Source organism: Amaricoccus sp., assembly GCF_036846665.1.
In the GTDB taxonomy this organism is placed as follows: Bacteria; Pseudomonadota; Alphaproteobacteria; order Rhodobacterales; family Rhodobacteraceae; genus Amaricoccus.
Map to the genome: position 1 here is coordinate 1 of NZ_DAIUBO010000140.1, position 10,109 is coordinate 10,109.

At 70.9% G+C, this 10,109-nt stretch carries 14 protein-coding genes; 1 reads left to right on the forward strand and 13 read right to left on the reverse strand.

Features of this window, described 5'->3' with window-relative positions:
• Positions 1-21 precede the first annotated feature (21 nt).
• The gene (locus V7050_RS13545) at positions 22-234 is read left to right on the forward strand and encodes a LysR substrate-binding domain-containing protein (RefSeq protein WP_324410676.1); all 213 of its coding nucleotides are present in this window, start codon (positions 22-24) and stop codon (positions 232-234) included.
• 59 nt (positions 235-293) lie between these two features.
• Here V7050_RS13545 and V7050_RS13550 read toward each other — a convergent pair whose 3' ends face one another.
• The 13 genes from V7050_RS13550 to V7050_RS13610 all read right to left on the reverse strand — a co-directional run.
• Entirely contained in the window at positions 294-1,010 is a 717-nt protein-coding gene (locus V7050_RS13550; RefSeq protein ID WP_324373814.1) for a DUF2793 domain-containing protein, read from the reverse strand.
• The gene (locus V7050_RS13555; protein ID WP_324373811.1) at positions 1,003-4,917 is read right to left on the reverse strand and encodes a baseplate multidomain protein megatron; all 3,915 of its coding nucleotides are present in this window, start codon (positions 4,915-4,917) and stop codon (positions 1,003-1,005) included. Before V7050_RS13555 ends, V7050_RS13550 begins: the two co-directional genes overlap by 8 nt.
• The gene (locus V7050_RS13560; protein ID WP_324367615.1) at positions 4,917-5,387 is read right to left on the reverse strand and encodes an NlpC/P60 family protein; all 471 of its coding nucleotides are present in this window, start codon (positions 5,385-5,387) and stop codon (positions 4,917-4,919) included. The genes V7050_RS13555 and V7050_RS13560 overlap by 1 nt, the downstream gene beginning before the upstream one ends.
• Complete coding sequence (locus tag V7050_RS13565) at positions 5,359-6,252, reverse strand: DUF2163 domain-containing protein (protein ID WP_324367617.1); 894 nt, start codon at positions 6,250-6,252, stop codon at positions 5,359-5,361. Before V7050_RS13565 ends, V7050_RS13560 begins: the two co-directional genes overlap by 29 nt.
• The gene (locus V7050_RS13570; RefSeq protein WP_324367619.1) at positions 6,252-6,884 is read right to left on the reverse strand and encodes a DUF2460 domain-containing protein; all 633 of its coding nucleotides are present in this window, start codon (positions 6,882-6,884) and stop codon (positions 6,252-6,254) included. Before V7050_RS13570 ends, V7050_RS13565 begins: the two co-directional genes overlap by 1 nt.
• Before the next feature lie 16 nt (positions 6,885-6,900).
• A complete protein-coding gene (locus tag V7050_RS13575; RefSeq protein ID WP_324367621.1) occupies positions 6,901-7,569 on the reverse strand; it encodes a phage tail tape measure protein in 669 nt (222 codons plus the stop codon).
• 2 nt (positions 7,570-7,571) lie between these two features.
• Positions 7,572-7,781, reverse strand: a complete 210-nt coding sequence (locus V7050_RS13580; protein WP_324367622.1) for a rcc01693 family protein — start codon at positions 7,779-7,781, stop codon at positions 7,572-7,574.
• Positions 7,778-8,107 (reverse strand): gene transfer agent family protein, encoded by a 330-nt coding sequence (locus tag V7050_RS13585; RefSeq protein WP_324367624.1) that lies wholly within the window; start codon positions 8,105-8,107, stop codon positions 7,778-7,780. Before V7050_RS13585 ends, V7050_RS13580 begins: the two co-directional genes overlap by 4 nt.
• Complete coding sequence (locus tag V7050_RS13590; protein WP_324367626.1) at positions 8,107-8,520, reverse strand: phage major tail protein, TP901-1 family; 414 nt, start codon at positions 8,518-8,520, stop codon at positions 8,107-8,109. Before V7050_RS13590 ends, V7050_RS13585 begins: the two co-directional genes overlap by 1 nt.
• 27 nt (positions 8,521-8,547) lie before the next feature.
• Positions 8,548-8,967, reverse strand: a complete 420-nt coding sequence (locus tag V7050_RS13595; RefSeq protein WP_324367629.1) for a DUF3168 domain-containing protein — start codon at positions 8,965-8,967, stop codon at positions 8,548-8,550.
• A complete protein-coding gene (locus V7050_RS13600) occupies positions 8,964-9,305 on the reverse strand; it encodes a phage head closure protein (RefSeq protein ID WP_324367631.1) in 342 nt (113 codons plus the stop codon). The genes V7050_RS13595 and V7050_RS13600 overlap by 4 nt, the downstream gene beginning before the upstream one ends.
• Positions 9,302-9,901, reverse strand: coding sequence for a head-tail connector protein (locus tag V7050_RS13605; protein WP_324367634.1), 600 nt, complete (start codon positions 9,899-9,901; stop codon positions 9,302-9,304). The genes V7050_RS13600 and V7050_RS13605 overlap by 4 nt, the downstream gene beginning before the upstream one ends.
• Positions 9,902-9,911: 10 nt before the next feature.
• Positions 9,912-10,109: phage fiber-tail adaptor protein (locus V7050_RS13610; RefSeq protein WP_324410674.1), on the reverse strand; the 198-nt coding region annotated here is incomplete at its 5' end.

Genomic DNA, 10,109 nt, shown 5'->3' on the forward strand with positions numbered 1-10,109 from the left:
TGGGCGCTGGAGGGATAGGGGATCGTCAACAACCCCCGCTTCGAGGTCGCCGCGCTGGCCGCCGCCGGCCGGCTCGTCCCGATCCTCGAATCGCCCCCCCCCCCGCCGTCGAAATTCGCCTGCCTCTATCCGCATCGCCGGCTCCAGGATCCGAAGGTGCGGCTCTTCGTGGAATTTATGCTGGGCCGCTGCCGGGCAAGAGTGCAGGAACTGCTCGACGCGCCGGCGGGCTGATCACCTGTTTGACGCGTGCCGCAGCGGCGGCACGCGGGCATTCCCTCTCGATTGGTGGCTCAGACCGCCTGCGGCGGCTCGAGCTCGACGACGTGGAGCGCCAGCCTGATCGTGCCGCCGGCGAAGGCCCCGCCTTCGGCAGTGAGCAGGATGGGGGTCGCCGCATAATAGGTGACGGGCGCCCCGCTCAGGCCGAGCAGGTAGGAATTCTGCGCCACGCCCAGGCCCGACCCATAGCGGTTGTCCGCCCCCTCGACGCCGATCCTCCAACCGGTGAGCCCGGCGCCGCTCAGGCCCGCGACGATCCGGCCGGTCACGCCGATCACCTGGGCGCCGGCCGGAATCGCGACCGCCGTGAGATTGGTGGCGCCCGCCAGCATCGCGTGATCGAACTCGATCACGCGATGCCGCGTCCCCGCGCCACCCGGCGACACCGCAACGGCATCCGCCATCCATCCCCGGCCGTGGTACATGCGCGCGCAGAGCCCGGCCTCGTCCCAGGCCGTCCAGCCGGTCTTCGGCACGACGAAGATCCACCCGCCGTTGGCCCGGACGGCGATCTTGCCCCCGTGGCCGGACCATTCGCCCGCCGGTTCCGAGCCCACCAGATAGGCGTCTCCCTCCTTCGGATCGGTCGGGACCACCGCCTGGTCGAACGCCTTGATGCGCAGCTGGGCCAGGGCATCGAGGCGCGAGAGCGCCTCGTTCACGGTGACATGCTTCTGGGCCTGCGCCGGGGCGATGAGGGGCAGCTGCAATTGCGCCGTTCTAGCCATCGAAGGAATACCTTTCGTAGGGTCCGGGACCGAAGAGATCGGAAACCTGGGCGACTTCAATTTCGACGCCGGACGGCGCCGCATCCGCCGCCTGCTCGGCCGCGAGATAAACCGCCTCGGGCGATTGCGGCATGAACTCCCGCAGCAGCGAGCCGCCCGAGGAGATCCTCAGGTGATAGAGTTCGCGGGATTCGCCGAGCGGCGCGTCGGTGCCCTGCCAGCTGTCGCCGTCGAGCCGCGTCCGCCGGATCCAGCTGATGCGGATATCGCCGTTGGCCTGCCGGACGGCGCCGAGATGCGCCGGCCGATAGGGCCGCAGCCCGACGCCCGCGAAAGCCTCGACGCGATGCTGATAGCTGGCGTCGTCATAGGCGCGGGTCGAGGGACCGAACCGGTAGTGCCGCTCGAGCCCGCGCGTGGACGAGGGCAGCCGGAGCTGCACCGCCGCACCGTCAAGCAGGACGAAATCCGTCCCCTCCGGCCAGACCGCCGGCATGATCCCGTCGGTCCCCGCCTGCCCGCGGAGCAGCCCGCCGAGCCGGTAGACATTCGGCGCGACCAGGTCGGCGCGCTCGAACTGGAAGACCTCCCACTCGCCCGCGCCGCCATGCCTCAGGGCCGCGACATTCGCGCCGTTGAGCACGTCGAGCTGGCTGCGGCTCTGCAGGACCCCGCGATTGATCCGAACGCGGACCGAGGCCTGCGTCCAGCTTCCCGCCTGCGCCGCGGGCAGCGCATCGAGGGTTTCGCCCATGACCGAGGGGCGGCGAACCTCGCAGTTCAGCCGGTAGCCGGCATCCTCGTTGGCCGAGTAGACGGCGATGCGCCCTGTCCAGGGCGTCCGCGTCACCGCGATATGCGGCGCATGCGGGACCTCGTCCCCGTTGAGGAGCGGAAGGTCGAGGAACTCGGCATAGGCCGGCCCCGGGACGGGAACGGTCTCCGTCCCCCGGGTTTCGCTCCTGATCTGCGGGGCGCGATAGATGCCCTCCTCGATGCGGACGGCGCTGATCGACCGATGGCCGATCTCCTCGACCCGGTCGACCCGGAAGAGTTCCCGGCGCAGGCCGGTCGTGAAGGCGAGCACGTCCCCGGGGGAGACGGCGAGCCGGGACGGCGGCAGCGAGAAGGTCACCGCCTCGCGGGAGGTGCGGCTCTCGCTCAGCCAGCGTTCCGCGATCCCCCGGGCCGCACCTTCCGACAATACGATCGGCAGGCTCGTCTGGGCAGAATGCGATTCCGCCGCCTCCGGAGAGGTCGCCTCGACGGCACCGGCGCGGTAGTCCGGATCGCTCCGCACGAAGGCGAAGGCAACCCGGCCCGGCGTCTCCAGCTCCGGCGACCGCATGCGCGCGACGGCGGGCTTGCCACCGACCAGCACGCAATCCTCCTCGACGGCTTCGGCCGTCGGCGGCCCGCCCCGGCTGGTGAACCCGAGATCGGCATCCGTGGCATGGCTGTCGAAGGCATAGGCGAGCATCAGCGGCTGCAGGCTCTGCCGGCCCGATTCCACCGCCTCGACCGAATAGCCGGTCACGGCGCCGTGAAGCCGGGAGACGTCGATGTCCTCCAGACCGCAGCGGTTCGAGATCTCGGCGACCACATCGGCCAAGGCGGCAAGCGTCGCCCGCCCGTTCAGCCAGTGGCCGCGCTCGTAATTGTCCCCGTCGATCCAGGTCTCGAGAAGGTTGGGGAATTCCGGCCAGGGCCGTGCGTCCCATGCCCAGACATAGGCATGGTCCATGTTCACCATGCGCCCGCCATAGACGCTCGAGAGCGGGTTGTGCGCGGGGTCCTTCCAATGGGCGAAGACCGCCTGCAGATAGCGGTACTGGATGAAATCGTCGCGGATCCCGTTGGAATAATAGGGAAAGAAGCTCTCGGAGGACTTCGGGTCGAAGAAGACGTTCGGCTGGTTCGTCCCCTTGTCCACCGCCGGGCAGCCGAGCTCGGTGAACCAGATCGGCTTGGAGCCGGGAACCCAGGCCGTGGGCGCCGCCGCCCTGACCCCGCCCGGCCGGTTCACATGGGGGTTCGACCACCAGCCCACCAGGTCCTTGTAGCGGAAGACCCAGTGCTCGGAATGCGCGGTATCGCGGATCGGCAGCCGTTCCTGGGCGTCCCGTCCCGCGGCATCGGCATAATACCAGTCGTAGCCCTCCCCGCCGGCGACATTGCCCGCGAGATAGGCGAGATCATAGGGCGACCCCGCCGCGACATCGCGATGCGCGGTGCCGTCCCGCCAGTCCGACAAGGGCATGTAGTTGTCGATCCCGACGAAATCGATCGCCGGATGCGCCCAGAGCGGGTCGAGATGGAAGAGCACGTCGCCCGATCCGTCCTGCGGTTGATGCCCGAAATATTCCGACCAATCCGCGGCATAGCCGATCTTGGTCTCCGGCCCGAGGATCGCGCGCACGTCCCCAGCGAGCGCGCGCAGGGCCTCGACCACCGGATAGCTGGTGGCGCCGTCGCGGATCTGCGTCAGGCCGCGCAGTTCCGAGCCTATGCAGAAGGCATCCACCCCGCCCGCCCGCGCGCAGAGATGCGCATAATGCAGGATGAAGCGCCGATAGGACCATTCCGAGGGGCCGTCGTAGCGGATCGTGCTGCCGTCCCCGTCGAATTCCGAGCGCGACGCCGCGCCGAAGAAGGCGGCGACCTCGGCCCCGGCGGCGGCGGTCTTGTCGGCCGAGCCGGCGACGCCGGGCGCATGGTCGAGCGTGATCCGGCCGCGCCAGGGCACCGGCGGCTGATGCGCCGCACCGGTCCAGGGGTCGCGCAGGCCGTTCTGGGCGAGAATGTCCATCAGGATGAAGGGATAGAACATCACCGACTGCCCGCGGGCCCGCAGGCTCTCGATCGCCTGGATGACCGTGGCATCCGCCGGCGTGCCGCCGAAGACCGGACGCCCCTCGAGCCAGCTCACTTCCTCGGCCCCGCCGCGCGACACTCCCGAGACCGCCCAGCGGATCGGGTCGCCGTCCTCGCCTTTCTGCTCGACCTTGGGCAGGATCCGGCACCGCCCGCAGCGCAGGTCGTCGCCGAACCAGCTGACCACCATCGAGACCGCCTTGGAATTCGGCAGCTCCACCTCGAGCTGGTCGAGCGAGGCCTCGATGTCCGGCACGCCGCGGTCGTTGTGCACGTTGAGCGCGACGCTGTCGCCCTTGCCGCGCCGGAAGGTGACCGGCTCGGTCGCCAGCGAATATTCGCCCGTCCCCGGCACCAAGGCGACGGCCCGAACGTCGAAGGCCGGCGAGCGCGGCACGCGAGGATGCTCGGGCTGCGGCCGCCGGAACACCTCGACATTGAACTGCGGGATCCGGTTGCCGAAGGGCGTCAGGTCGAGGTTCTCGAAGACGACATAGGCGGTCCCGCGATAGGCCGGCGCCTCGTCCGCACCCTCGATCGCCGAGATCAGCGGATCGGGCAGCTGGTCCTCGGTCCCGCGGTGCAGCCGGAAGGTCAGCCCGATCTGCTGCATCGCCTGCCCGTCCGCCCAGATCCGCCCGATGCGCAGGATCTCGCCCTCGCAGAGCGCCACCGCGAGGCTCACCGAATAGCTGTATTCCCGCACCGTGGTGCCGCCGCCGCCCTTGCCGCCGACATCCTCGCTGTTGACGGTCTCGAGAAAGCGGCTCGACCAGATCAGCTGCCCGGCGATGCGCACCCTGCCGAAGACCCGCGGCAGGGCGGCACCCTCGCTCGAGCCCATCACCCGGAACCGGTCGACCCGCCCGGTCTCCACCGGCTCGGAGCCGAGGCCCATCAGCTTCTGGTCGATCACCGAGCCGAGCGTGGCGCCGATGGCCTTGCCGAGCACCATGGACGACAGGCCGGCCATCGACCCTCCGACGGCGCCGCCGAGCGCGGAGCCGGCCGCGGCCAGAACGAGCGTTGCCATCAGCTTCTCCCCATCGGAAAACGAAAGATGCCGGCGATCCGGCGCGCCCAGGCGGGCGTCAGCGCCGATTCGACGACCCCATGCCCGGAATAGGCATGGATCAGCGTCTCGAAGCCCTGCGGCGAGACCGCAAGGATGCCGACATGCTTGGCGACACTCCCGTCGCGCATGCGCAGCACCAGGACGTCGCCGGGTCGCCGCTCGGCGACCGGCAGCAGATGCCGGCCGGCCGCCGCCAGCAGATCCTCCGAGCGCTGCGGCTCCGACCAGTCCGGCGTATAGGCGGGCACGGCCTCGGGTTCCTCCCCGTGGATCTCGCGCCAGATCCCGCGCAATAGCCCGAGGCAATCCGTGCCCGCACCGCGGCAGCTCGCCTGATGGCGATAGGGCGTGCCGATCCAGGCCCGCGCCCGGGCGACGATCTCGCCGCCCTGGTCCGGGTCAGGATCTGCGTAGGCTGCGGCCGTCATGGTTCGCTCCGTCCTTGGGATAGGCCGTGACCCAATCCTCGCCGGGGATATGCGGAAATCCCCGGAAATTCAGCATGTTGGCGAACTTCTCCCGGCAGGTGCCGGCCAGCTTGTCGCATCCCGCGACCAGCCGGAGCCGGTCGCCGGCCGCCACCGGCCAGGACGGCTCGCGCCAGAGGTCGATGCGCCGCTGCCCGTTGACCAGCCGATCCGCCTTGATCGAGGCGCGCTCGCCGGCATTGGCCCCGCCGAGCCAGGTCAGGCTGCCGTGCTGGAACCAGCCTTCGGCAAATTGCGGCAGCGCCGCGACCAGCACCAGCGCTCCCGCGCAGCCCTCCAGCGCATCGGCCTCGACCGTGAACTCCGGCCGCGCCGTGTCGACGCCGCATTTCCCGTCCCCGAGGATCCGGTCGCAGCTGCGCAGGATGGTACGGCCCACCGGCGCGTTGAGCGATTCCGCGAGGCCGCGCAACTCGACCTCGAAGGCCCCGTCCGAGCGCCGGATCTCGCCGAACTCGCCGCGAAAGAGCAGGACCCGCAGATCCGGCCGCGTCCAGTCGACGAGCCATTGCCGGACCTCGGCCCGGTCGAACTTGCCCGTGCGGATGTCGTCCTCCGAGACCGAAGCCGCGGTGAGCGCACCAAGCGCCTGGCCGTTGTCGACGCTGAGACCGGTGCCCGCCTGCAGCGCGCTCGCGTCGAGCCCCGATCCGGCCCGGAAGGTCAGCCCGTCGAAGACCAGATCGCCGTCGTGATCGGTGAAGCCGAAGGCCTGCCCGTCGCGGCGCACCACGCGCCAGCAGCGGCAGAGCGTCGTGGCGCCGCCGTCGAGCCGCGCCTGGAATTCGGGATCGATCCGGCGCATCAGACCCGCACCTCGACCACCGGGATCGACGGGATCTCTCCGGCGGAGAAGCCCGCGAGGCTCGTCGCGATCCGGTCGGTGTCGAACCGCACCGGCACATCGAACGCGAAGCCCGCGCTGACCAGGACCCCCTGCCCCGGCGCCACGGCGAGGCTGACGCGGCCGGTGCTGGTGTCGACGCCGAAATCCGGCCCCTCGAAGATCTCCTGCCCGCCCACGGCCAGCCGGACGCTGCCGTCCACCGGCTTGCTGATCGGCCGCACGTAGCTCTGCGACCCGGAGGAATAGCTCTTCGACAGCTGGAATGCCGTGGTGGTGCCGTCGCCCGTGCCGATCTTCTGGTCGAAGATCCCCGGCTCGGCCGAGGGGCGGCACGATTTCCAGTCGGTCCAGTCCTTCCAGCGAAAGCCGTGGAGCTGCCCGTGCCGCGCCTCGAAGAAGGCGATGACCTCGGCCATGTCGTCGAGCGAGCGCACGCCCAGCCCGGCATCGTAGTGCCGGCGCGAATGCGCCCAGGGCGAGTTGCGTTCCTCGTGGCCGTTGCTGAGCGTGACGATCTCGGTGCGCCGCTCGGGTCCGCCGCTCGACCCCATGCTCAGGGCGACGGGAAACCGGACCTCGTGAAAGTTCATGACGACTTCCTTCCGTTCAGAGATTGCGGCGCCCGCGCTGGATCGCCCGGTTCATGTCCGCGGCGATCTGGCTCTGCGACTTGCGGAACCCCTCCACGTCCGGCGTCGAGATGTTCATGGTGACATGCACCGTGCCGCCGCCGCCGGCGTCCGAGCGGATGCCGAGCTTGCCGTCCGAGCCGCGCGCCAGCGGCAGGATCGCCTCCGGCCCCGCCTCGCCCATCAGCCCGACCCCGCCGCGCATGGGAAAATGCGTCGGCCCGTCCACCACGCCGCCGCGGGCGAAGGCCGCGACCCGCCCGCCGGAGAAGGCGGCGCCTCCGGCGAAGGGCAGGAGGCCGCCCAGCACCGATTGCAGCCCGCCGCCCACCGCCGAGCTCACCGCGCCCTGCACCGGCGCCAGCGCCTGGTTGAGCACGGTGCCGGAGAGGCCCTTGCCGATGGTGGCGAGCGCGTCCGACAGCCGCTTGCCGTCGAAGACCACCCCGTCGAAGGCGCGCCGCAGCGATCCCGAGACCGAGCGCGACATGCCCGACGCCTCGCGCCCGGCATCCTTCATGCTGCCCTGAACGCCCTCGAGCTCGCTGCGGAACGTCGAGGTGACGCCCTCGAGCCCGGCCATCGTGCCTTCCAGCTCCGCGAACTGCGCCTCGAGCCGGCTCAGATCGGCTTCATAATCTGCCATGATCACTCCAATTCCGCGGGCCGGACCGCCGGCACGTCGGGAAAGCGCGCCGAAAGCTCGGCGAGCCCGGCGCGCGACAGGGCCGCCCGGCCTTCGCCGAGACCCGCCATGAGCATGAATTCCGCCGGGGTGAGGTTCCAGAACTCCTCGGGCGGCAGCCGCAGCCGGCCGAGGCCGACCTGCATCAGCCGCGGCCAGGCGATCCTGGTCATTCCGTCTCGTCCGGGTCCGGCAGGGTGAAGGTCACCTTCAGGAGCTTCGCCGCCGCCTGCGCCGCGGCCAGCGGCCCGCCGTCGATCCGGCAGGCCACCAGCTCCGCCTCGCCGATCCGCCAGCCGCCGCCGCTCAGGCCGGCGGCGAGCAGGCTGACGAGGTCTGCGACCCGGAAGCCGCCGGTCTCGAACCGCGCGATCATCTCCAGAAGCGATTCGCTTTCCAGACGCGCCTCGAGCTCCGCCAGCGCCCCGAGCGTCAGCCGCATCACCCGCGGCGTGCCGTCCACCGAGAGCACCACCTCCCCGCGATAGGGATTGCCCATCAGATCGCCTGGAAGCTCAGCGCCCCGGCCGAGGCCAGCGACAGCTCGTAGACCGCCTCGCCGTCGTGGCTCCCGGAATATTCGATCGAGGTGATCAGGAACGAGCCCTCCACGATGCCGAAATCCGGCACGATCACCTGGAAGACCGGCGCCTCGCCGGCGAAGAAGATCGCCCGCGCGCGCTCGTCCGTGGCGTCGTCGCGAAAGACGCCCGAGCCGCTGATCGCCGCGCTGCGCACGCCCGCGCCGGCGAGCAGCTCGCGCCACTGCCCGGCGCTGCCGAGATTGGTCACGTCGACCGTCTGGGCGTTGAAGGTGATCCGCGTCGCGCGCAACCCCGCGACGGTCTCGAACGACCCGCTGCCGGTCATGTCCATCTTGATCAGCAGGTCCTTGCCTTTTTGGGCCGCCATGTCGTCATCCTCTCAGCGATGAATTTGCTATGCCTGATCCACGACGGCTCTGAACCGCATGGAAATGCGTCGTTTCTCCGGCGCCGGCCCGCGTTCGGCCTTGGCGCGGAGGAAGCGCAGCGCGACGAGGCGCCCCGCCTCGAGATCGAGCGGCGCGTCGACCAGCGCCACGCAGACCGCCGCGGCGATGCGCTTGACGGTGTCGAAACCGTCGCGGCCGGAATGCGCCGTCACCTCGAAGTCATGCAGCGCGCCGGTGCTGGTCTTGGTGTCGTTCGCCCGGACCGTCTCCTCGCCGAGGGTGACGTAATCGGGCGGCATTGCATCGGCGGGCGGCGGCAGCGGCGCGTCGTAGATCGCACCGCCCACCAGCGCCGCGAGATCCGGGTCGGCCGCGAGCCGCCGCCAGACCGCGGCCTGGAGCGCGAAGGAGAAGGCGTAGCTCATGCCGCGATCCCCTCCTCGGCCTCGATCTCGAGATAGCGCCCGGCGGGATCGAATTCCGCGACGGTCAGGATGTCGAAGACCCGCGCGCCCTCGCGCAGCCGCTGCTCCGGCCGCGGCCGCGACGCCGCGCCGAAGGGCGCCCCGCGCACGAGGATGCGGTAGCGCACCCGCGGCCGCGCCACGGCGCCGAGGAAATCCTCGCGCCCCGTCCGCGTCCGCACATCGGCCCAGAGCGTGCCGAGCGGCCGCCAGGCGACCACCTGGCCGCCCGAGCCGTCGGCCTGGGTCTCGCGCTCCTCCAGCACCAGCCTTCGCACCAGATTGACGAGCCCGGTCACGCGAAGCCTCCCCCGATACGCGTGGCGCGATAGGCCTCGATCAGCACCAGCACCCCGAAGGGCATCGCGCCCGCGGCGGTGCCGCCCTCGGCGCGGTTCTCGTAGAAATGCGCCGCCAGCATCAGCACCGCCTGGCGCAGGTCGTGGGGCACGTCCTCCCAGCCGGGCCCGAAGCCGGCGGTGAAGCGGATCTCGGCCTGGCCGCCGCGCGGGATGCGCGGCAGGCTGCGGCCGAACTTGCCCACGAGCCGCGGGCGCTGCGCGTCGCGCAGCACCGACCAGGTCCCGGCCTCCGCCTCGGTCTCGCTGCCGTCCGCCTCCTGGAAGGTGATGCTCTCGACCGAGATCACCGGGCCGACCGGCAGGCCCTGGCAGGACTCCTCGCGCCAATGGGTCACGGTCCAGGAGTAGGGCCGCGCCAGCAGCACCCGCCCCAGCCGCGCCTCGATCGCCGCCATGGCCGAGCGCAGGTAGAGCTCGAGCAGCTGGTCCTGCGCGCCGTCGTCGGCGAAGCCGCTCCCCAGCCGCAGATGCTCGGCGAAGGCGCGAACGGGAACGGCGGCCGCGGGCGGCGCGCTCAATTCGGTCAAGATCATCGAGGACTCCTCAGCCCGGTGGCGTATCGGGGGCGATGCGCACCACGATCGTGCGGCAGAGCGCACGGCCGCCGCTGGTGCGGATCCGGTTTGTGAGCATGTAGACGGCGCCGGCCCGGCCGCCCTCCAGGGTCAGCCGGGTCCGGTCGTCGTCGTGGTCGGGCGTCGTCACCGCGAGGCTCCGGTCGCCGCCGCGGGCGGGGCGCAC

Coding starts and splice junctions, on each gene's coding strand:
- V7050_RS13585 (WP_324367624.1), bottom strand. CDS start 8,107: ATGGGCAATCCCTATCGCGGGGAGGTGGTGCTCTCGGTGGACGGCACG.
- V7050_RS13560 (WP_324367615.1), bottom strand. CDS start 5,387: ATGACGGCCGCAGCCTACGCAGATCCTGACCCGGACCAGGGCGGCGAG.
- V7050_RS13595 (WP_324367629.1), bottom strand. CDS start 8,967: ATGAGCTACGCCTTCTCCTTCGCGCTCCAGGCCGCGGTCTGGCGGCGG.
- V7050_RS13605 (WP_324367634.1), bottom strand. CDS start 9,901: ATGATCTTGACCGAATTGAGCGCGCCGCCCGCGGCCGCCGTTCCCGTT.
- V7050_RS13570 (WP_324367619.1), bottom strand. CDS start 6,884: ATGAACTTTCACGAGGTCCGGTTTCCCGTCGCCCTGAGCATGGGGTCG.
- V7050_RS13590 (WP_324367626.1), bottom strand. CDS start 8,520: ATGGCGGCCCAAAAAGGCAAGGACCTGCTGATCAAGATGGACATGACC.
- V7050_RS13550 (WP_324373814.1), bottom strand. CDS start 1,010: ATGGCTAGAACGGCGCAATTGCAGCTGCCCCTCATCGCCCCGGCGCAG.
- V7050_RS13565 (WP_324367617.1), bottom strand. CDS start 6,252: ATGCGCCGGATCGATCCCGAATTCCAGGCGCGGCTCGACGGCGGCGCC.
- V7050_RS13575 (WP_324367621.1), bottom strand. CDS start 7,569: ATGGCAGATTATGAAGCCGATCTGAGCCGGCTCGAGGCGCAGTTCGCG.
- V7050_RS13555 (WP_324373811.1), bottom strand. CDS start 4,917: ATGGCAACGCTCGTTCTGGCCGCGGCCGGCTCCGCGCTCGGCGGCGCC.
- V7050_RS13580 (WP_324367622.1), bottom strand. CDS start 7,781: ATGACCAGGATCGCCTGGCCGCGGCTGATGCAGGTCGGCCTCGGCCGG.